At 67.5% G+C, this 19,606-nt stretch carries 17 protein-coding genes, 1 tRNA gene and 1 other RNA gene; 14 read left to right on the top strand and 5 right to left on the bottom strand.

Annotation, left to right across the window (positions count from 1 at the left end; translation table 11 throughout):
- Window positions 1-60 precede the first annotated feature (60 nt).
- Window positions 61-1,437 (top strand): FAD-binding oxidoreductase, encoded by a 1,377-nt coding sequence (locus tag AWC07_RS10590; RefSeq protein WP_208622394.1) that lies wholly within the window; start codon window positions 61-63, stop codon window positions 1,435-1,437.
- On the top strand, window positions 1,434-2,747 hold the full coding sequence (locus tag AWC07_RS10585) for a class I SAM-dependent methyltransferase (RefSeq protein WP_208622393.1): 1,314 nt from the start codon (window positions 1,434-1,436) through the stop codon (window positions 2,745-2,747). The genes AWC07_RS10590 and AWC07_RS10585 overlap by 4 nt, the downstream gene beginning before the upstream one ends.
- A gap of 9 nt (window positions 2,748-2,756) precedes the next feature.
- Here the strand turns inward: AWC07_RS10585 and AWC07_RS10580 are convergent, their stop codons facing one another.
- From AWC07_RS10580 to ffs, 3 genes are all read right to left on the bottom strand, one after another.
- Window positions 2,757-4,571 (bottom strand): DNA polymerase III subunits gamma/tau, encoded by a 1,815-nt coding sequence (locus AWC07_RS10580; protein ID WP_036416888.1) that lies wholly within the window; start codon window positions 4,569-4,571, stop codon window positions 2,757-2,759.
- 144 nt (window positions 4,572-4,715) lie between these two features.
- A complete protein-coding gene (locus AWC07_RS10575; RefSeq protein ID WP_139829637.1) occupies window positions 4,716-6,002 on the bottom strand; it encodes an aspartate aminotransferase type Ic in 1,287 nt (428 codons plus the stop codon).
- A gap of 43 nt (window positions 6,003-6,045) precedes the next feature.
- Window positions 6,046-6,142: signal recognition particle sRNA small type (gene ffs / locus AWC07_RS10570), an RNA gene on the bottom strand.
- A 78-nt stretch (window positions 6,143-6,220) separates the two neighbouring features.
- On the opposite strand from ffs, the gene AWC07_RS10565 reads away from it, so the two are divergent.
- Window positions 6,221-6,309: transfer RNA gene (locus AWC07_RS10565), tRNA-Ser, on the top strand.
- 87 nt (window positions 6,310-6,396) lie between these two features.
- Window positions 6,397-7,230: a lipid uptake coordinator LucA gene (gene lucA, locus AWC07_RS10560; RefSeq protein WP_036416884.1), complete on the top strand. Its 834-nt coding sequence runs from the start codon at window positions 6,397-6,399 to the stop codon at window positions 7,228-7,230.
- 1 nt (window position 7,231) lies between these two features.
- On the opposite strand, the gene AWC07_RS10555 is transcribed toward lucA, so the two are convergent.
- Window positions 7,232-7,960, bottom strand: coding sequence for an enoyl-CoA hydratase/isomerase family protein (locus AWC07_RS10555; RefSeq protein WP_036416883.1), 729 nt, complete (start codon window positions 7,958-7,960; stop codon window positions 7,232-7,234).
- Between the two features lie 136 nt (window positions 7,961-8,096).
- Here AWC07_RS10555 and AWC07_RS10550 point away from each other — a divergent pair, with 136 nt between their 5' ends.
- The 3 genes from AWC07_RS10550 to AWC07_RS10540 all read left to right on the top strand — a co-directional run bounded on the left by AWC07_RS10550 (window position 8,097) and on the right by AWC07_RS10540 (window position 11,727).
- A complete protein-coding gene (locus AWC07_RS10550) occupies window positions 8,097-8,570 on the top strand; it encodes a lipoprotein LpqH (protein WP_036416880.1) in 474 nt (157 codons plus the stop codon).
- A 62-nt stretch (window positions 8,571-8,632) separates the two neighbouring features.
- Window positions 8,633-10,369: a tetratricopeptide repeat protein gene (locus AWC07_RS10545; protein WP_036416920.1), complete on the top strand. Its 1,737-nt coding sequence runs from the start codon at window positions 8,633-8,635 to the stop codon at window positions 10,367-10,369.
- Entirely contained in the window at window positions 10,366-11,727 is a 1,362-nt protein-coding gene (locus AWC07_RS10540; protein WP_036416879.1) for a CHAT domain-containing protein, read from the top strand. The genes AWC07_RS10545 and AWC07_RS10540 overlap by 4 nt, the downstream gene beginning before the upstream one ends.
- Before the next feature lie 3 nt (window positions 11,728-11,730).
- On the opposite strand, the gene AWC07_RS10535 is transcribed toward AWC07_RS10540, so the two are convergent.
- On the bottom strand, window positions 11,731-11,904 hold the full coding sequence (locus tag AWC07_RS10535) for a hypothetical protein (protein WP_244187555.1): 174 nt from the start codon (window positions 11,902-11,904) through the stop codon (window positions 11,731-11,733).
- On the opposite strand from AWC07_RS10535, the gene AWC07_RS27550 reads away from it, so the two are divergent.
- From AWC07_RS27550 to AWC07_RS10500, 7 genes are all read left to right on the top strand, one after another.
- Entirely contained in the window at window positions 11,899-12,081 is a 183-nt protein-coding gene (locus AWC07_RS27550) for a hypothetical protein (RefSeq protein ID WP_036416874.1), read from the top strand. The genes AWC07_RS10535 and AWC07_RS27550 overlap by 6 nt on opposite strands.
- The gene (locus AWC07_RS10525) at window positions 12,078-13,418 is read left to right on the top strand and encodes a hypothetical protein (RefSeq protein WP_036416872.1); all 1,341 of its coding nucleotides are present in this window, start codon (window positions 12,078-12,080) and stop codon (window positions 13,416-13,418) included. Before AWC07_RS27550 ends, AWC07_RS10525 begins: the two co-directional genes overlap by 4 nt.
- Window positions 13,415-14,542 (top strand): hypothetical protein, encoded by a 1,128-nt coding sequence (locus AWC07_RS10520; RefSeq protein ID WP_036416870.1) that lies wholly within the window; start codon window positions 13,415-13,417, stop codon window positions 14,540-14,542. The genes AWC07_RS10525 and AWC07_RS10520 overlap by 4 nt, the downstream gene beginning before the upstream one ends.
- Before the next feature lie 30 nt (window positions 14,543-14,572).
- On the top strand, window positions 14,573-15,640 hold the full coding sequence (locus tag AWC07_RS10515) for an NAD(P)H-dependent amine dehydrogenase family protein (protein ID WP_036416868.1): 1,068 nt from the start codon (window positions 14,573-14,575) through the stop codon (window positions 15,638-15,640).
- 63 nt (window positions 15,641-15,703) lie between these two features.
- The gene (locus AWC07_RS10510) at window positions 15,704-17,533 is read left to right on the top strand and encodes a PPE family protein (RefSeq protein ID WP_036416865.1); all 1,830 of its coding nucleotides are present in this window, start codon (window positions 15,704-15,706) and stop codon (window positions 17,531-17,533) included.
- Complete coding sequence (locus tag AWC07_RS10505) at window positions 17,533-19,335, top strand: PPE family protein (RefSeq protein ID WP_036416863.1); 1,803 nt, start codon at window positions 17,533-17,535, stop codon at window positions 19,333-19,335. Before AWC07_RS10510 ends, AWC07_RS10505 begins: the two co-directional genes overlap by 1 nt.
- Window positions 19,336-19,420: 85 nt before the next feature.
- Window positions 19,421-19,585: a CsbD family protein gene (locus tag AWC07_RS10500; RefSeq protein ID WP_036416859.1), complete on the top strand. Its 165-nt coding sequence runs from the start codon at window positions 19,421-19,423 to the stop codon at window positions 19,583-19,585.
- Window positions 19,586-19,606: the final 21 nt, after the last annotated feature.

The following is a 19,606-nucleotide window of genomic DNA, read 5'->3' as shown; positions in this document are numbered from 1 at the left end:
CCTCCGTATCGAGCCCGCGCGCGGATGCAGGGGCTGTGGTCGGTGACTACGATATATGTGATGCCCGCCCGTGAATCTGCGCTGTCCACCTACACATCGGGCGTAGAGCGGTTGCTGGCGAGCTATCGATCGATCCCCGCAACCGCGACCGTCCGGTTGGCCAAGCCCACCTCAAATCTGTTCCGCGCCCGCACCAAACGCGATGCCCCCGGCCTGGATACCTCCGGACTTACCGGCGTCATCGGCATGGATCCCGATGCCCGCACCGCCGACGTAGCCGGCATGTGCACATACGAGGACCTGGTCGCCGCGACGTTGCGTTACGGCCTGTCGCCGCTGGTGGTTCCGCAACTGAAGACCATCACCCTCGGCGGGGCGGTCACCGGCCTGGGCATCGAGTCGGCATCGTTTCGCAATGGCCTGCCGCACGAGTCTGTGCTGGAAATGGATATTCTCACCGGCGCCGGCGAATTGCTCACCGTATCTCCCGGCCAGCACGCCGACCTGTACCGCGCATTTCCGAATTCCTATGGGACACTAGGGTATTCGACCAGGCTGCGGATCGAGCTGGAGCCGGTGAAGCCCTTCGTGGCGTTGCGGCACATCCGATTTCACTCATTGGCCGAGATGATCGCGGCGATGGAACGCATTGTCGACACCCAGGGACTCGACGGAGTCCCGGTGGATTACCTCGACGGAGTCGTGTTCGGCGCCGACGAGAGCTACCTGTGCGTGGGCGTGCGGACGAGGACTCCGGGCCCGGTCAGCGACTACACCGGACAAGACATCTACTACCGGTCCATCCAGCATGGGACCGGAGTCAAAGAAGACCGGTTGACCATCCACGACTACTTCTGGCGCTGGGACACCGACTGGTTCTGGTGTTCACGCGCCTTCGGCGCGCAGAACCCGCGGCTGCGGCGCTGGTGGCCGCGCCGCTACCGGCGCAGCAGCGTCTATTGGAAGCTGGTGGCGGCCGATCAGCGCTTCGGAATCGCCGACCGGATCGAGAAACGCAACGGACGTCCGGCGCGCGAACGGGTCGTGCAAGACGTCGAGGTGCCCATCGGGCGCACCGGCGAATTCCTGGAGTGGTTCCTGGACAAACTGCCGATCGCACCAATCTGGGTGTGCCCAGTGCGGCTGCGCAACCCGAGCGGGTGGCCGCTGTACCCGATCCAACCGGATCGCACCTACGTCAATATCGGGTTCTGGTCGTCGGTGCCGGTGGCCACCGCCGAGGGCGCGACGAACCGGGCGATCGAGGCGAAGGTGAGCGAGCTCGACGGCCACAAGTCGCTCTACTCCGACAGCTACTACACCCGCGAGGAGTTTGACGAGCTCTACAGCGGGGAGTCTTACCACACCGTGAAAAAGATCTACGACCCCGATTCGCGTCTACTCGACCTCTACGCAAAGGCGGTACAACGACGATGACCACAATCAAGGAATCCCGCCGTCCCACAACCGGTGGCAAGCTGACCATGGCCGAAATACTGGCGACATTCACCGCAGCTGGACAGCAGCAGCTGAAGTTCACCGCCTATGACGGCAGCACTGCCGGGCCCGACGACGCGGCGATGGGTTTGGAACTCACGTCACCCCGCGGCATCACCTACCTGGCGACGGCTCCGGGTGAACTGGGCCTGGCCCGCGCCTACGTATCGGGTGACCTGCAGACCCGCGGCGTCCATCCCGGCGACCCCTATCAGCTGCTCAAAGCGCTGACCGACCGGGTGGAGTTCAAGCGGCCGTCGCCGCGGGTGCTGGCCAATGTCGCGCGCTCGATCGGTGTGGAGAACCTGCTGCCGATCGCGCCGCCGCCGCAGGAGGCACCGCCCCGGTGGCGCCGGCTGGCCGAGGGCCTGCTGCACAGCAAGTCCCGTGACGCCGAAGCCATCCACCACCACTACGACGTCTCCAACACCTTCTACGAATGGGTGCTCGGCCCGTCGATGACCTACACCTGCGCGGTCTACCCGAACGCGGACGCGACGCTGGAAGAGGCTCAGGAGAATAAATACCGGCTGATCTTCGAGAAGCTGCGGCTACGACCGGGCGACCGACTGCTCGACGTCGGGTGCGGCTGGGGCGGCATGGTGCGTTACGCAGCGCGACGAGGCGTCCATGTGCTGGGTGCCACGCTATCGGCCGAGCAGGCCAAGTGGGCGCGACAGGCGATTTCCGACGACGGCTTGAGTGACCTTGCCGAAGTGCGGCACTGCGACTACCGCGACGTGACCGAGACCGGGTTCGACGCGGTCTCGTCGATCGGCCTGACCGAGCACATCGGTGTCCGGAACTATCCGGCCTACTTCGGCTTCCTCAAGTCGAAGTTGCGCACCGGCGGCCTGCTGCTCAACCACTGCATCACCCGCCATGACAACAAATCAGCCCCATTCGCGGGCGGGTTCACCGACCGCTACGTCTTCCCGGACGGGGAGCTGGCGGGCTCGGGGCGCATCATCACCGACGTCCAGGACGCCGGTTTCGAGGTGCTGCACGAGGAGAACTTCCGGCATCACTACGCGATGACGCTGCGCGACTGGTGCCGCAACCTCGTCGACCACTGGGAGCAGGCCGTCGCCGAGGTCGGACTGCCCACCGCCAAAGTGTGGGGTCTATACATGGCTGCATCCCGAGTGGCGTTCGAACACAACAACATTCAGCTGCATCACGTGCTGGCCGTCAATGTGGACCCGTGGGGCGAGGATGACCTGCCGCTACGGCCCTGGTGGACGCCTTAGTTTTGTTTCTTAGTCGATGGGCCGGGCGCCCAGTTCGTTACGCAGCAGCTCGAGTGCTGCCTCTTCGGGGTCGCGGCGCGGCTCGGAGGGGTTATTGCGGCCGGCTTCGGCGAGCATGCTTTCCTCTTCGTCTTCCCTGGGCTGAGTGGAATCGGTCTCTGGCACAACCTCTTCCGCTTTCGCGGGCACCGAGGCTGCGACGGGCTCGGGTCCGCTCACCTCGCACCGTACCCGCCAGGCGACGCCCAACGCGTCTTTGAGTGCCTCGGCGATGACGTCGGCGTTGCGCTGTTCGGACAACCGGCGGGCCAGCGGCGCCGAATCGTGGGTCAGCACCAGCGTGTTGCCCTCCAGGGCGCGAACGGTGGCTCCTGCCAGCATCACCTCGGTGGTGCGGCTGCGCTGGCGCACCTTGTCGCGCACCGTCGGCCACATGGTACGAACGGCGGCTGCGTTGAGTTCGGCTGGCGCCTTCTCCGGTTCGGGAGCCGGTTCGGGAGCCGGCTCTGGCGGTGCCGGCCGGCGCGGGGCCGCAGTGTCCGCCGGGCGCGCGGGCGGTGCCGGACGACGCGGTGCCGCAGTGTCCGCTGCGCGCGCGGGCGGTGCCGGACGACGTGGGGCAGCAGTGTCCGGTGTCTCCGGAGCGGCCGGTATCGACATGGCCAACCGGGTCTCGATCCGCTCGACACGTTGCAGCAACGCGGATTCGGCGTCACTGGCCGACGGCAGGAGTAGCCGGGCGCAAATCACTTCCAGGAGCAGGCGCGGCGCAGTCGCGCCGCGCATCTCGCCCAGACCGGCCTGAACCACCTCGGCGTACCGGGTCAGGGTCGCCGGCCCGATGCGCGCCGCCTGATCCCGCATCCGGTCCAGCACGTCCTCCGGCGCATCCACCACCCCACGAGACACGGCGTCCGGAACCGCTTGCAGGACAAGCAGATCGCGGAATCGCTCCAGCAGATCGGTGGCGAAACGGCGAGGGTCGTGCCCGGCGTCGATCACCGATTCGACCGCGCCGAACAACGCCGCCGCGTCGCCCGCGGCCAGTGCGTCGACCGCGTCGTCGATCAGGGCCACATCGGTGGCGCCCAGCAGCCCTAGGGCCCGCTGGTAGGTCACCCGGATGCCGTCGTGGCCGTGGTCGGAGCCGGCCACCAACTGGTCGAGCACCGACAGCGTGTCACGCGGGGACCCGCCGCCGGCTCGGATCACCAGCGGGTACACCGCGTCGTCGACGACGACGCCCTCCTGCTCACAGATTCGCTCGATCAGCCCTCGCATGGTGCGCGGTGGCAGCAACCGGAACGGGTAGTGGTGGGTGCGCGACCGAATGGTGGGCAGCACCTTTTCCGGTTCGGTGGTGGCGAAGATGAAGATCAGGTGCTCGGGGGGTTCTTCGACGATCTTGAGCAGCGCGTTGAAACCGGCGGTGGTGACCATGTGTGCCTCGTCGACGATGAACACCCGGTACCGCGACTGAGCCGGTGCGTAGAACGCGCGATCCCGCAGCTCGCGGGTGTCGTCGACGCCGCCGTGACTGGCGGCGTCGAGCTCGACCACGTCGATGCTGCCGGGCGCGTTGGGCGCCAGCGCCACGCAGGACTCACAGACGCCGCACGGCGTGGCCGTCGGGCCCTGGGCACAGTTCAAGGAGCGCGCCAGGATGCGCGCCGACGACGTCTTCCCGCAGCCACGCGGCCCCGAGAACAGGTACGCGTGGTTGATCCGGCCGGCTTCCAGGGCGACCGACAGCGGCTCGGTGACGTGCTCCTGCCCCACCACCTCGGCGAACGTTGCCGGTCGATACTTGCGGTAGAGAGCCACGGTCAGCAGGCTACTCAGCCTGGGTGACTAGCGCCCGGCTGGGCATCGAGTGTGCGCTCACGGCGTCGAGGGTGAACACCGGGCGGGATTTCGCAATTTCTGCCGCCCTGGACGCACAGCGAAAGCCTTGAGCGCGCAGTCGATCTAGCTGTGATGACCAGGACCCAGCAGCGACTCGGTAGCCGCCAACAACGCACACGTCGCCAGGCCGTCGACCGCGTCGCGCAGGTCGGGAAGCGACGGGAATGTGGGCGCGATCCGGATGTTTTTGTCGTCGGGATCCTTTCGATACGGGAACGACGCACCCGCCTCGGTGACCGCGATTCCGGCGTCCTTGGCCAGCGCCACGGTGCGGCGCGCCGTCCCCGGCGCCACGTCGAGGCTGATGAAGTAGCCGCCCTTGGGCTCCGTCCAGGAGGCGATTTTGGAATCCCGCAGCCGCTGATCCAGGATGTCCAGCGCCAACTCGAACTTGGGCGCCAGGATCTGCTGGTGGCGCAGCATGTGCAGGCGCACGCCGTCGGCGTCGCCGAAGAACCGCAGATGCCGTAGCTGGTTGACTTTGTCCGGGCCGATCGATTTCTTCCCGGCGTACTGCAGATACCACGCGATGTTGCCCAGCGACCCGCCGAAGAAGCTGACACCGGCTCCGGCGAAGGTGATCTTCGACGTGGACGCGAAGAGGTAGGGCCGGTGCGGGTTGCCGGCCTTGGCGGCCAGCCCCAGCACGTCGACCTGACGGATGAAGTCATGGGTCAGCGTGTGCACCGCGTAGGCGTTGTCCCAGAACAAGCGGAAGTCGGGCGCGGCCGTGCGCATCAGGGCCAGCCGGCGAACGGTTTCCCAGGAATAGGTGACTCCGGTGGGGTTGCCGAACACCGGCACCGTCCACATGCCCTTGATCGCGGCATCGGCGGCGACCAATTCTTCGATCAGGTCAACGTCGGGGCCTTCGTCGAGTATCGGGACCGGGATCATCTCGATGCCCATCGTCTCGGTGATGGCGAAGTGCCGGTCATACCCGGGAACGGGACACAGGAACTTGACGCTCGGTTCGTCCTTCCACGGCCGAGGCGAATCGACGCCACCGTAGAGCATCGAGAACGCGACCACGTCATGCATCAACTCCAGGCTGGAGTTGTTTCCCGCGATCAGGTTCTGGACAGGGATTCCGAGCAGCTCGGCGAAGATGGCACGCAGGGCCGGCAGGCCGTGCAGGCCGCCGTAGTTGCGCGTGTCGACGCCCTCCGGGTCGCGATAGTCGTCTCCGGGCAGGCTCAGCAACTGGTTGGACAGGTCGAGTTGCGCCGCGGAAGGTTTGCCGCGGGTCAGATCCAGCGCCAGCTTCTTGGCCCGCAGCTCCGCGTAGTCCTGCTGATGGCGGTCATGCAGCGCTGCCAGCTCGTCACGGCTGAGGGAATCGAACGACACCATGCGGCCCTTTCGCCGTCGAACGCGGTTGCGCCTCCCCTGACCAGAGGGGACCCCGCGCACCCGACAGAGCCCGTTGACCCTTGCTGCCTTCCGGCCCTGGGGGAGTTCACAGGATAGACGCCGCGCGGGGTCCAACGGCGAGTCTAGTACCCCGGCTGACGCACTCGACGGCGGCCGCAGGACACCTGGCCCCGTCCAGCGGCTACCATATCGGCGGAGGATTCGCCTAGTGGCCTATGGCGCTCGCCTGGAACGCGGGTTGGGTTAACAGCCCTCGCGGGTTCAAATCCCGCATCCTCCGCCATAAGTCCGCAACGCGGACACACACGGGGGCCGGCCAGCTTGTGGGGCAACGTTAAGCTGACCAGTGCCAACCAGTATGAGGAGGCATATGCGCCGCAAGTGGGCCGTCGTTTGGCACGCGTCGTTTTCGATCGCCGCCGGCCTCCTCTACTTCTATTTCGTGTTGCCCCGCTGGTACGAGCTGATGGGCGAGACCTCGCACGCGTTGGGAACGACGCTGCGGATCGTGGCCGGCGCGCTGATTGGCCTGGCCGCACTGCCGGTGGTGTTCACCCTGTTGCGCACCCGCAAGCCGGAACTCGGCACCCCGCAGCTCGCGCTGTCGATAAGAACCTGGTCGATCGTGGCCCACGTGCTGGCGGGCGTGCTGATCATCGGCACCGCGATCAGCGAGATCTGGCTCAGTCTGGACTCCGCGGGACAGTGGTTGTTCGGGATCTATGGGGCCGCCGCCGCCATCGGGGTGCTCGGGTTCTTCGCGTTCTACCTGTCGTTTGTTGCGGAATTGCCGCCGCCGCCACCGAAACCGCTCAAGCCGAAGGCGACCAAGCAGCGGCGCATTCGCCGCAAGAAGCCCGGCGAGACCGAAGAGGCTGAGACCGAAGAAGCCGAAGCCGCGGCTGACGAAGAAGCCGACGAAAAAGAAGAAGTCGAGGTCGCCGAAACGACCGAAGCCGAAACCCAACCAACCGAAGAGGAGCCGGCCGAGCCGGAAACCCCGGAACCGACGGCCGAGGCCGAGGCTGAGCCGGAAGTAACGGCCGAGGAATCACCCCCGACCGAAGCGACCGAAGAGACCGAAGAGACCGAAGAGACCGAAGCCGCCGAGGAGCCGCGAAGCGCGATACGCAACCGCCGCCCGACCGGCAAGACGTCCCACCGCCGCCGGCGCACCCGCGGCGGGGTCACCGTCGAGGATTAGCTCAGCGCCGGCGAAGACGCTCCAGGTAGCCGGCGATCCCCTGCCGGGTCAGCTCGGCACCCCAGCGCCGGCGGACGCCGTCGTCGATGTCGCCGGATTCGCGCATGCGCACCACCGTGGGCGCCCGCAGCTGGATTTTGGTGTGCCGGTATGCCTCGGCCGGAATGTCACCAAGGCTCGCCGCCTCCGCGACGGCCGCCTCGAGGAGGCCCTCGTCGACGACGGCGTGCGCAAATCCCCGCGCGACGGCCTCGCTCCCGCGGAACGTGCCGCCGCCCAGCAGCACCTCCTCGGCGCGGTCGCCGCACGCATAGCGCATCACCTCCAGCGCGGCGACCGGGAAGGGCACTCCGACCCGCACCTCTGATGCCCCGATCTGGGCATCGGGGCTGATCAATCGCCGATCGCACGCGCACGCCAGCACACATCCGCCCGCGATGGCCGCACCGTTGATCGCGGCCACCGTCGGCCCGGGATAGCTGAACATCGCCTCGAACGCGTCCGACAGCGCCGGGATCAGCCGATCGGTGTACCCCGCACCGCCATCCAGCACGCGATCGAGGTCCACGCCGGCACAGAACACCCGCCCGGCGCCGGTGATCACCAGCGGGCCCTGCAGCTGGTGCAGGACGTCGGTCAACTCGCCGAGCAGCTCGATGTCCAGGGCGTTCACCCGCCCCGATGAGAGCGTCACCACTCGCGCCGATTCCAGGATCTGGATGTCGATCACACCGACACTTCATCACCACGGCGAACCGGCGGCGCTTCCGGGTCGCTCGAATACTTGGGATCGGTAGCAGCCGAGCGGATTTGTACTTGCTGCCATGACGCCGCCATCGGGGCGGCGCACAACGGAAGGAAATCCGATGAAGCGTGTTGTCGCGGCTGCGATTGGAACCATCGGCAGCGCTGCGGTACTGGTGGGCTGCTCCAGCGGCGGTCACACAGCCGGCCCGGCATCGAGCGTCTCCACCGGCGGTGGCGGCACCCAGGTCCAGGTGGGCGGCACCGATCTTCCCGGACTGAACCCGGCGTCGGTGACCTGCGTCAAGCAGGGCGGCAAGATCAACATCGGCAGCGGCTCCACCGGTGGGCAGCAACAGGCGCTGGCGGTGGTGATGACCGACGAGGCGACACCACGGGTCGAGTCGCTGGCGCTGGTCGTCGACGGCAACGCCCTGTCCGTCGCCGACAACATGGGCGCCAAGGTGGGCTCGGCCAAGGTCGCGGTGGACGGCAAGACCTACACCATCACCGGCCAGGCGCAGGGCGCCGACTTGAAGAACCCGATGGCCGGAATGATCACCAAGGACTTCAACATCAAGGTGACGTGCGGCTAGTGCGGCCGATCCCGGCCGGCGGACATGCCTCCATGTCCGCCGGCCGGACTTATGATGCAGCCGTGTCGATCTCCGACGAGCTCGAAGGCGCCCGGCGCCTGGCGTTCGCCGCCGACGAGGAGGGTGCGCGCCAGCTGCTGCTGTCCCTGATGCCGCGTATCGAGCAGGCCGATCGAGACGACCTCATGCTGGAGGTTTTCGCGCAGCTCGGTGAGATCTACCTGGCCCGCGGCGCCAATGACGGTGTGGACGAATGCATTCGGCGGATCCGCGACTGTGTGGCGAGCTACTCCGGGATTCGGGCCGGCACGATGCCCGAGGCAGCCGGTCAGGTGCGGATGTCCGACGCGGACATCGTGCGGATGGTCTGCCGCTATTCGCGGCGCGCTCAGTCGCTGCATACCGGCCTGGCAGCGGCACGTGGCGATCACGACGGCGCCCGGACGGCGCTGGCGGAGTTGGCGGCGTTGGTCACCGACTCCGACGACGCCTTTCCCGATCTTGCCGGCGAGGGCGCCTCGCTGCTCACCCACGCCCGCCTCCGGTGCGCCGTTGCACTCTGCGACGACGACCTTCATCCCCGATCGCTGCACTTATGGGAGCAGATACTCGACGCCGTGAACCGGCCTGCCGCCGACGCCTATGACGACTATCTCTGGGTTTGCGCGGCCACCGGATACGGCAGATTCTGCGTCGAGACCGGGCGACTGCCGGAAGCCGAGCCCTGGCTGCGGCGAGCCGAAGCCCGCGCCACCGCCAACGGCTGGGAATTAGCTTCGGCCAGAACGCAATTGGAGCGTGCGGTGGCCCGCTGGCTGGTGGGCGACCATGTGATGACCGAGCAGTTGGTGTCGCAGGCTCATCCGGTCATCGCCCGGTACGCCCGGGCGCACGACGTCGCCCGGTGCTGGCTGTACCTGGGACTTACCCGGCTGGCAAGCGGCGCACTGGAAGCCGCCGATGAATGCTGGGAACACGCCGAACGGCACTGGCGCGAACTGGGTAAGCCGCTGCATCTGCACCGGATTCTGCTGCAACGCAGCTGGATCCCGATCTTCTGCAGCCGTTTCGCCGAAGCAGTCGAGATGATCGCGCAGGCGCGCGAGTTGCTCGACTCCTCACCGCGCAGCAGTTGGCTGCAGTACGCTCAGCTCGACAGCCACCTGGGCACCGTGTGGCGGGCAGACGCGCTGGCCGACTTGGGTTTTGACAGCTCCGGCGACCCGGAGGAGACGTTGCAGGAGACCGAGGCACGGCAAGCCGACGGGCTCGGCATCCTGCGCGGCGAAGTCGGCACCCCGCAATACCGGCGCGCGCTCAAAAAGCTCGAGCAGGCCGCCGAGCTCAAGGTGCCCGCGGCGCTGGCCGTCGACTCGGTGCGTTATTCGATCGCCGACGCGGACGCGAGAGCACGGTGGGCGGCCCATGTGTCGGCACCAATGCTGGCCGGTGCCTTCGCTGTCGCCTGGGAATGGGAGAACACCGGTCTGGTCAGTGAGCTGGTCGAATATCACAGCGCCAGAGGTACTTTCAACGCGGAACCGCAGCGGCCGGCAGTGGGTGAGTGGGCGTCGACCACCAGCGCAACGGCATTGGCCGACGCCGAGCCGGAGCCGGCCCTCGCGGCAGCGGGTCCACCGGCGCAAACCGGTAACTCGCTGACCCGGCTTGGGCCGTTGCCGCCGCTGCGGATGGAGCCGAATGCCGAGCCGATCATGAGTCACTATCGCGCACTGGCGTTTCGGCGTTACGGTCGCGCTGTCACCGCCGCCGAACCCGCCTGGTCGACCTGGCCATGAGCGACTCGGACCGGCTGACTCTGGTCCTGCGATACGCCGACGTCGGGATCGCCACCTACGCCAGCTTGCGGATCGTCGGTCAGCCGTCGAAAACCGTTGCCTGGGTGGTGGAAGAGCCGATTCTGCTAGCGGCCCTGGACGAACTCTCCGACGCGCTGCCCGAGCCGCACGGCTCCGAGAGCCGGCGCGATGCCATCGAACGGGCACTGGCCACAGGTCCGTTCGCGACGCCGGATGCCGAGCTGACGCTCGCCTACATCCTCGGTGTGCTGCTGATCGGCGCACCGGGTTGGCAGCTGCTGACGGAGTGTGTGTCGTCGCCGCGCCCGGTGCTGTTCGTCGCCCCCAGCGCCCGTCTGGCACGTGTGCCCTGGGGCCTGCTGGCGGTGCCGAAATCCGGGCCGAGCAAGGAAGAGCTGGTGCGGGCCCGCCAGGAGGCCATCACCGCCAGCGGCCGGGCGGCCGCCCGCATCCCGTGGCAGCTGGCCGATATCACCGCGCACACCGACGGCTACCGGCTGATGGAGCTGGTCGACGTGCTGCTGGCGGTACCGCAGAACATCGTCAATGCCCCGCGGGCACCGGCCGGCTGGGACGCCCGGCATGACGGTCCGCCGGTGCTGGTGCTGGATCCCCGCGTACCCGGGCAGCGGCCCGACTCCGCGCTGGGATCGGTGCTCGGCCGCCCGTCGGAGCACACCGCGCTGGCACGGCACTTTGCCGAGCTGATGCAACGCCGCGCGGTGTTGCCGGCCGTCGAGGCGGCGGTCGAATTGTTTCGCCGCGGCGATGCCGACCGCTGGTGGCTCGCCGGCTTGCTGGCGCGAAACCCGAGCCGACTCGTGTATGTCGGGCACGCGAGTGCGGCCGACAGTGATCTCGGCCGGGCCGACCGGGCCGCGCTGCACCTGGCCTGTCGGGCGGAGATCGCCGGCGATGCCGACGCGGTCGGCGAGCACCGGCCACTGACCGCGTCGGATCTGATGGCCCTGCGGTTGCCGATACCGCCGCGGGTGGCACTGCTGGCCTGCGCGTCGGGCGGTGACTACCGGTTCGACGAGGCTACCGGCCTGGTGGCGGCGATGATTCTCGGTGGGGCGCAGCTGGTGACGGCCACCCTGTGGTCGCTGCCCACCACGGCCGCCTATCGCCAATTCGCAACCGCCGGTGACGATCTGGTCGATCCGATGGCCGACGTGGTCGCCGCCGTGGACCGGGCCCACGAGACCGTCGACGCCGGATGCGCCGTCAATCGCTGGCAGCGCGACCAGATGCGACGCTGGCGGGACGGAGACGTTACCGCCAGCCCGCTGTATTGGGCAGCCCTGGTCACTTTCGCGGTCGACGGCGCGCGCTGACGCTCACGCAAAGCTCAGACCGCGCGCACGGACGGCCAACACGTCGTCGGGCAGCGAAAGCGCTTCCCGGTCTGCGGGATCGAATGCCACCAAGACGACCAGGCCGGGGCGCAACGGCGATTCGTCGGAATCGTCGTCGTCGCGCACCAATCGGCCGATGAAGGTGTCGCAGTGCACGCTGGCCACCTCGATCCAGATCTGGCGTTCCCCGGCGCCGACCGCGCGCTGATCTCGGCGACGACGGCCGGCAGCTTCGATGTGTTCATGCCACCAGGCTCCGGTGTGCGACCGGCTACCGAACCCAACTTTCGGGTTATCACTATCGTCGCCGATACCCCTATCCTGTCGAGATGAGCGCGGATCCGCGGGTGGCTCGGGTGGCCACGGCCGTAGCGGTGGGTCACCCCCGCCGGGCGGTGATCGACCGGGCATGGCGCGCAATCGGTCCCGGTGTCGAGGTGCTCAGCAACGACGACGGCGGCCCGTTGAGCCGGACCGTCAAACGCATCATCGATCCGCTGGTGCTGCGGTTGCGGTCCAATCCCCAGTATTCGGCCCCGGTCGTCGAGCCTGACACGGCTGCGGCAATGAGCGACCTGATCATCGGCAGTGGCCCCGAATTGCGTTACGCGGCTGCATGGTTCGAGGTGCTCAAACGAGAACGGCGCCGGCTGCGGATTCGCAGCGGAAACGCCCAGGAGCTTTACTTCCCGGTCTGTTTCGAGCTGGCGGTGACGAAAGGCCCACCCGCAGCCGACGATCGGGAGACGCCGGCCGCGGTGCTGCACGAGGTGCATCAGGGCCGCGACCGCACCGCCATCGAAGTGCTCAACGAATACGTGTCGAACCCCACGGTGGTCACCACCTTGACTACGCAACTCGACCGCAGCTGGCGGGACATACGCGCCCCGGAAACGGCTCTGGACACCGTGGTCGAGCCGTTTCTGGCCGGGTTGGGCACCGTGCTGGGTGCCGCCACCGGTCATAGCGCAGCCGCCGCCCGCCAGCGCGTCTGGTGGGCCCTGATCGCCGATGCCACCCCGTACAACCTGGGCGCGCTGGCCCGCGTCGACGATGCCCAGCTGCCGTGGTCGATCGTAACGCTGGGACTGAGTTCCGTTGCGCCGCAACAGCGCCCACAGGTCGTCGGCGGCTCCGACAGCGACCGCCCGCTGGACCGGACGGTGGTGGATCGGGTGCGGGCCACGCTACGGCGTGCCCTGGATCGCGACGCGCTACCCGATGTGCCGCTGTTGTGCGCCGAGGAGGTGGACCGAGCCTGTGCCCCGTGGGGTCTGCTGGCCGAGGACAAGCAGGCGACGCTGGTGGCCGGCATCGAGGTCGCGGTCGAGCTCGCGCCCCTGGACCGGACGATGACCAACCGGTACCCGCTGGCCGCGCAGATCCAGTCCAGGCTGCGTAAGGAGGCGTATGTCCTGCACGCCCGGCGCTACCTCGCCGAAGGCGGACCGATCCACCCGCGGCAACGGCAGGTGGTGGACGACCTTGCCGCCTACCCGCAGCCGTACCTGAGCCGGCTGTGGGCCCGGCTGCACGGACGTGACGTCTGGCAGGAGCCGTGCGAGGACGTCGACGACGTGCGATCCCTGCTGGAGGGCGTCGCGCGGTCGGTCAGCCTCGACCACCGGCAGCGGATCAAGTCGATGCTGGAATTGCAGGTGGCGGGATGAGATTGGTCGCCGAATCCGGCTTGTGGACGACGGGCCCTGCCCGGCCGGCGGCACCGCTGACCGCGCTGCTGGAAGTCAGTGGCGCGGTGTTGTCGTGGACCATCGACGACCCGCCCGACGCCGCGATCCACATCGCCTTCACCGACGTGTCGCGCGCCGACTGGCTGTGGCGGGTGGTCGGCGAGACCGGCCATGTGGCGCTGGTATCGGCAGTGGCCGCGCACTCGGCCGGTGACCTCGAGCTCACCGGTGTCGACGTGGCGCCGGGGTCGACGGCCCCGCTGCGCAGGCTGGCGCTCGGCCACTGGCTGCGGCGGTGGTGGCCCGCCAGTCAGCGCGACGGTATCGCCGGACTCGACCGGGCCCTGCTCGACACCGAGGTGGCGTTGCTGACGGCCGGCGCGCAGGGCTTTTTCACCGATGACACCCTGGATTCGGATGTGGCCGGACTGCTGACACCGCATGCCGCCGCGCTGCTTTCCCACCTGCGGACCGACGATCGACGTGTCCTCGAGCTGGTGCGTGCCGGCGCCCGGCTCGCCGACGAGGCGGGCCTTGATGGCATCGACTGGTCGGAACTGTCCGCGGCAGTTGATGATTCGGCGGTTGTCGCGACGTTGCCTAGCGGTCGCCGGGACGACTACGCACTGGCCGCCGGCGCCGATGCGGCTCCGCCGGGTGCGGCGACGATCGGCCGGGGCGTGGCGTCGATCAACTGGGGTGCGGTGCCGCCCGGAATCTTCGATGCGGCCGAGGACACCGTCGACTGGAGCGTCGAGGCGGCGGGCCCGGGCGTTGCCGCGGTGATACGCGCAGCCGTCGTCGGGCCGGATCCGCCCACCGACATCCCGGTACGGGTGCACTCCGGGGAGGTCAGCGGCGCCGGAGCCCTGGACGCCGGCGGCCGGGCCACTGTCTCCCTGGTTGACGCGCAGCAGCGCGCGCTGACGGAATCGGCTGCCTGGAACCATGATTGGCGCACGACCTCGGTGGTGATCGGCGCCGACGTCGAAGAATCGCGGCACACTCGCGATCGGGTCCGCCGCTGGGTGCGGGCGCGGGTGGACCGACCGCCGGCCGACGCCTTCCTCGCCGAAATCCTGGCCGGCGAGTCGGCTTATTGACCTGATCGCCGCGCTCCCTATGCTGAGCGAGTGCCAAAAACCTATCGGGTCGTGCAATGGACCACCGGAAACGTCGGCAAGAGCGCACTGCAGGCGATCGCCGCCAACCCAGCCCTCGAACTGGTGGGGTGTTATGCCTGGTCGCCGGAAAAGGTCGGCCGCGATGCCGGCGAATTGTGCGGCATCGCACCGCTGGGCGTGGCCGCCACCAACGATGTCGACGCGCTGTTGGACCTCGAGCCGGACTGCGTGGTCTACAACCCGATGTGGAAGAACGTCGACGAACTGGTCCGCATCCTGTCGGCCGGCGTCAACGTGGTGACCACCGCGGCCTTCATCACCGGGCACAACCTGGGCGCCGACCGCGACCGGATCCTGGACGCGTGCCGGCGAGGCGGCTCGACGATCTTCGGCTCCGGCGTCAGCCCCGGCTTCGCCGAGCTATTGGCCATCGTGTCCGCGATGGTCTGCGACCGGATCGACAAGGTCACCGTCAACGAGGCCGCCGACACCACGTTCTACGACTCCCCGGCGACGGAAAAGCCGGTCGGCTTCGGCCAGCCGATCGACCACCCGGACCTGCAGGCGATGACCGCGCACGGGACAGCCGTTTTCGGCGAAGCGGTCCGGTTGGTAGCCGACGCGCTGGAGGTCGAACTCGACGCCGTGCGCTGCGTGGCCGAGTATGCGCAGACCACGGCGGACCTCGACCTCGGATCGTGGACCATACCCGCGGGATGCGTCGCGGGTGTGCACGCAAGCTGGCAGGGCGTGCTCGACGGCACAACCGTCGTCGAGCTCAATGTCCGCTGGCGCAAGGGACAGACCCTCGAACCGGACTGGAAGATCGACCAGGACGGCTGGGTCATCCAAGTCGACGGGCAACCGACGGTCACCACCCGGATCGGCTTCTTGCCGCCGCCGTACTTCCAGGCCGAGACGATCGCCGACTTCATGGTGCTCGGCCACATCATGACGGCGATGCCGGTGGTCAACGCGATCCCGGCCGTCGTCGCGGCGGTTCCCGGCATCGCGACTTACAACGACCTTCCCCTGACACTGCCCGCGGGACGGTGCCGCGGCGCAAATAGCAAGTAGCACGAACCGGCACCCCCGCGCCGCCCACGATCGTAGAGTTCTGGGTGGAAAGGGGTCGCGGCGATGAACTTTTCGGTGCTGCCACCGGAAGTCAATTCGGCACGGATCTTCGCCGGCGCAGGCTCGGGACCGACGCTGGCCGCGGCGGCGGCCTGGGACCGGCTTGCCGACGAATTGGCCACGGCGGCAGGCTCGTTCGCCTCGGTCACCGCCAATGTGGCCGGTCAATCATGGCAGGGCCACGCGGCAGCGGCGATGGCCGCCGCGGCTGCCCCGTACGAAAGCTGGCTCACCATGGCCGCGACCATGGCCGCCGAAACGGCCGGGCAGGCCCGGGCAGCGGTCGCCGGCTACGAAGCCGCGTGCGCCGCCACCGTGCACCCGGTGCTGGTCGCGGCCAACCGCAATCGCCTGATGGCACTGGTGCTGTCCAACCTGTTCGGCCAGAACGCCCTGGCGATCGCGGCCGCCGAAGCCGGCTACGAGCAGATGTGGGCCCAGGATGTGGCGGCCATGTCCGGTTATCACGCGCGGGCTTCGGCGGCGGCCACGCAATTGGCGCAGCAGGCGCTGCCGCAGATCAACTTCGGCATCGGCAACATCGGCAATCTCAACCTCGGCAGCGGCAACATCGGCAACGCGAACCTGGGCAGTGGCAACCACGGGGATACGAACCTGGGCAGCGGCAACACCGGCAGCAGCAACCTCGGTAGCGGCAACTACGGCGACACCAACCTGGGCAGCGGAAACGGAAGCGTGCTTCTCGGAGTCAAATCCACGTTCAATGTGGGCGGTGGAAACCTCGGCGCTTTCAACGTCGGCTTCGGAAACGCCGGTCCGTCCAGCACTGCCGGCAACGGAAATATCGGTAACGGCAACCTCGGCAACCACAACGTCGGCAATGGGAACACCGGCAGCGACAACGTGGGCTCGGGGAACAACGGCAGCGTCAACGTGGGCTACGGCAACACCGGCGACCGCAACTGGGGACTGGGCAACCTCGGCCTCGGCAACATCGGCTTCGGCAATACCGGGAATGGCAACATCGGCATCGGCCTCAGCGGCGACAACCAAATGGGGATCGGTGGGCTGAACTCCGGGACCGGAAACATCGGGTTCGGCAACTCCGGCAGCAACAACATCGGCTTCTTCAACTCCGGCAGCGGCAATTTCGGCATCGGCAACTCCGGTGAAACCAGCACCGGTCTCGGCAACTCGGGGAATCTCGACACCGGCATCGGCAACTCCGGCTTCCGCAACACCGGCATCGGCAACTCCGGCGCCGGCCCACTTGCCGGGTCCAACACAGGCTTTGGCAATACCGGGGAACACAACACGGGATTTGCCAATGCCGGCGACTTCAACGCGGGCTGCTGCAACGGCGGCAATCACAGCACGGGCAGCTTTAATTCCGGTTTTCTCAACACCGGAAACTTCAACTCCGGCAACGTCAACACGGGCTACGCCAACTCCGGGGGTCAAAACACCGGCCTGTTCAACTCGGGCAGCTACAACACCGGTGTGGGCAGCGCGGTGAATCAGCCGGTGCTGAACTCGGGTTTCGGCAACACCGGCATCGGCAACTCGGGCTTCTTCAACACCGGCGCGGACAGCTCCGGCATCGGGAATTCGCCCGTCACCTTCAACACGGGCTTCTTCAATTGGGGCGATCGGAATACCGGCCTGTTGAACTCGGGTTACGGCAACACGGGATTGTTCAACTCCGGCTCGGCCGGGGTGAACTCGGGTTTGTTCAACTCCGGCAGCGGCGGATTCAACGCGGGCTTCTTCAACTCCGGCAGCGTGGGCGGGAACTCGGGCCTGAACAACACCGGCGGTACCAGCTCGGGCGGCTTCAACACCGACCCCGGAGTATCCGGCTTCTTCCGCTGATGAACTTCGCGGTGTTGCCCCCGGAGCTGAACTCGGCGCGGATCTTCGCCGGCGCGGGGACTGCTCCGATGCTGACCGCAGCGGCGGCCTGGGATCGGCTGAGCACCCAATTAGAGGCCGCCGCAAGCTCATTCGGATCGGTGACCACGGCGTTGGCCGGTCAATCCTGGCAGGGCCCGGCGGCCGCCGCAATGGCCGCGGCGGCGACCCCGTACGCAGCCTGGCTCGCCACGGCCGCGGCCGCGGCTGCCCAAGCGGCGGGCCAGGCCCGGGTGGCGGCCGCCGGCTACGAGGCCGCTCGGGCAGCAACCGTGCATCCGATGATGGTCGCGGCCAATCGCGGTCAGCTGGTGTCGCTGGTGTGGTCGAACCTGTTCGGGCAGAACGCCCCGGCGATCGCGGCCGTCGAAGCCTGCTATGAGCAGATGTGGGCTCAGGACGCGGCCGCAATGTCCGGCTATCACGCGCTGGCGTCGGCCGTGGCCGCGCAGTTGCCACCGATCAACCTCGGTCTCGGCAACATCGGCTCGCTCAACCTCGGCGGCGGCAACACCGGCAACGCCAACCTGGGCAGCGGCAATATCGGCAACACCAACATGGGCAGCGGAAACTTCGGCAACACCAACCTGGGCAGCGGAAACTTCGGCGACTTCAACCTCGGCAGCGGCAACGGGAACTTCTTGGACGCGGTGCAGGCCAACTTCAACGTCGGTAGTGGGAACAACGGCAGCAATAACGTGGGCTTCGGCAACTCGGGCCCGGGGAGTTCGGCGGGCAATGGAAACGTCGGTAGTGGGAACCTGGGCAGCGGAAACTTCGGCAACGGCAACAGCGGCAACCAGAACGTCGGATCCGGCAACAACGGCAACGTCAACGTGGGGTACGGCAATGTCGGCGATCGCAACTGGGGACTGGGCAACAGCGGCAACAACAACATCGGCTTCGGCAACACCGGCAACGCAAACATCGGCATTGGGCTCACCGGCGACAATCAGCGAGGCATCAATCTCGCCGGCTGGCTGAATTCGGGAAGCGGCAACATCGGCTTCGGCAATTCGGGCACCGGCAACATCGGCTTCTTCAACTCCGGCAGCGGCAACGTGGGCATCGCCAATTCCGGGCTCAACAGCTTCGGCATCGCGAACTCGGGCCAGGTCGACACGGGCATCTGGAACTCCGGCGACACCAACACCGGCGTCGGGAACTCGGGCTCCGGCGCTTTCGGCGGCGTCAACACCGGCTTCGGAAACGGCGGCTACCACAACACCGGTTTCGCGAACGGAGGCTCGTTCAACGTCGGCAGCTTCAACTCCGGCAACCACAACACCGGCGGCTTCAACTCGGGTTTCATCAATACCGGCTACTTCAATTCGGGCCCGTTGAACACCGGCCTGGCGAACTCGGGCGGTATCAACACCGGCCTGTTCAATGCGGGCGAGCTGAACACCGGGTTGGGTAGTTCAGCCGACCAGCCCGGGCCCAACTCGGGCTTCGGCAACCCGGGGTCCGGTAGCTCAGGATTGTTCAACGGCGGCGAAAACAGCTCGGGCATAGGCAATATCAGCGGTCTCGGCTTGGACTCCGGCTTCTGGAACCAGGGCGGTGGCGGCCGCGCTACCGGCTTCTTCAACTCGGGCGCAGGCTTCGGTGTGACCGGCTTCTTCAATTCGGGCAGCGGCGGATTGAACTCGGGCTTTTTCAATTCCGGTGCCACCGGCAGCAACTCGGGCCTGCATAACACCGGTGGGAACAGCTCGGGCGGCTTCAACCTCGGGTCCGGGCAGTCGGGTTTCTTCCGCTGATGTGTGTCCACGCCGCCCACCCGGCGGCACCCTTCCAACCATGGCCGAGGTTTCACCCTCGCCCGATGCCGGGTATCCAGGGACAATGAGTGCCAAGAACAACAAGGACAAGCTGAAGAACAAAATCGAGGACCTGGGCGGGCGGGCCAAGGAAGCGATCGGCAGGGCCACCGGAAATCGGGAGACCACGAGCCGAGGCCGGGCCGACCAGGCGAAGGCGAGCCTGAAAGATGCCGGTGAGAAGGTCTAGGACGCCGTCCGGAAGTAAGGG

The organism is Mycobacterium gastri (assembly GCF_002102175.1).
Taxonomy (GTDB): Bacteria; Actinomycetota; Actinomycetes; order Mycobacteriales; family Mycobacteriaceae; genus Mycobacterium; species Mycobacterium gastri.
Note: the sequence above shows the minus strand (reverse complement) of the source record. Positions and strands in the feature narration are given on the sequence as shown.